Genomic DNA, 1,436 nt, shown 5'->3' with positions numbered 1-1,436 from the left:
CGCTGCCTAATGCTGAAGTCAAGCCACGAGGCGAAGAGTTGGCCGGGCCTCGTAGGGGTGTCGGTCACGCAGGATGGCGTAGAGGACGTTGACCTTGCGGCGGGCCAGGGCGATCAGGGCCTGGTGGTGCCGCTTGCCTTCGGATCGTTTGCGGTCGTAGAAAGCGCGCGAGGTGGGATCGCGCTGGATGGAGCAGAACGCGGCCTGGTAGAAGACGCGTTTGAGGGCCTTGTCGCCGCCGGTCGCGCTGCGCGAGTAGCGGATCTTGCCGGACTGGGAGAGCACCGGGGACAGCCCGGAGGCGGCGGCCAGCGCGTCGCCGCTGGTGAAGCGGCGGATGTCGCCGACGGCCGCGAGGAACTCGGCGGTGAGGGCGGCCCCCATCCCCGGCAGGCTGCGGATGAGGGCCCCGTCAGGGTGGCCGGTCACCAGTTCTTCGATCTCGGCTTCCAGGGCCTTGATGCGGTGTTTGCCGGCCAGCAGCTCGTCGGCGAGTTCCCGGATGAGCTGGGCGGTGCGGCGTTCGCCGGGCAGGACGGCACGCTGGGCGAGTGCGGCGGTGTGCGCCGCCTCGGCCAGGGGCTGTGCGGTGGTGGTCTTGACTCCGTGCCGGTGCAGGTAGCCGGCGATCCGTGCGGTGCCCGCGCGGCGGATCTCGGCCGGTGTGACGTAGTGGCCCAGCAGGATGAGCCCGGACTGGTTGGTCGGGTCGACGGCTCGTTCCAGGCCGGGGTGGATGCCGGTGAGCAGGTCGCGCAGCCGTGCGGTGCGGGCGGTGGCCTCCTTGACCAGCGTGGTGCGGTGGCTGACCAGCAGCCGCAGTTCGACGGTGGTCTCGTCCGGAAACTCGACGGTGCGCAGGTCGTCGCGGAGCATGACCTGCTCGGCGATGACTTTGGCGTCACGGGGGTCGGACTTGTTCTCGCCGCCCCGAGTGGCGCGGCGGGCGCGGTTGACGGCCAGGCCGGGGACGTGGACGACGCGGAAGCCGGCGGCCAGGAGCATGGCGGTCAGCAGGGTGGCGATGCCACCGAGGATGTCCAGGCCGACGGTGACGGGGCCGTGTTCGTCCTCGATGGTGTGCAGTTCGCCGATCGAGGCGTCGATGGCGGCCGGGTTGTTGTCGACCCGGTGGCTGAGCAGCGGGCGTCCGCGGTCGTCGGAGACCGCGAGCCAGTGGAATTCCTTGGCGATGTCGAAGCCTGCGTTGGCGGTCACGGTCCCCTCCCGGTCCAGCGTGCGGCGCGACTCCTTCCGCCTGTCCTCGCCCTACCCAGCGATCGTTCGCAGTGCCTAATCAGCAGTCCGGAAGAAGTGGCGGGGCAGGGGGATCAGCGTCCTGAGCCATCGAAGGCAGCCAGCATGAAAACCATCCCTGCCCCACCCGCGCAGTCCCAGAGTCGCGAACTCACGGGACCCACTCAAGAAGGTAGGGC

At 69.9% G+C, this 1,436-nt stretch carries 1 protein-coding gene; it reads right to left on the bottom strand.

The annotated features are described in order from the left end of the window. Positions 1 to 18: 18 nt before the first annotated feature. Positions 19 to 1,218 carry an IS110 family transposase gene (locus ACIRF9_RS52670; RefSeq protein ID WP_403837819.1) on the bottom strand — a complete coding sequence of 400 codons (1,200 nt, stop codon included), beginning with the start codon at positions 1,216 to 1,218 and terminating at the stop codon, positions 19 to 21. Positions 1,219 to 1,436: the final 218 nt, after the last annotated feature.

This window comes from Streptomyces sp. NPDC096132 (genome assembly GCF_044763345.1).
In the GTDB taxonomy this organism is placed as follows: domain Bacteria; phylum Actinomycetota; class Actinomycetes; order Streptomycetales; family Streptomycetaceae; genus Streptomyces.
The sequence above is the reverse complement of the archived record's forward strand: the minus strand, read 5'-3'. Positions and strand labels throughout refer to the sequence as shown.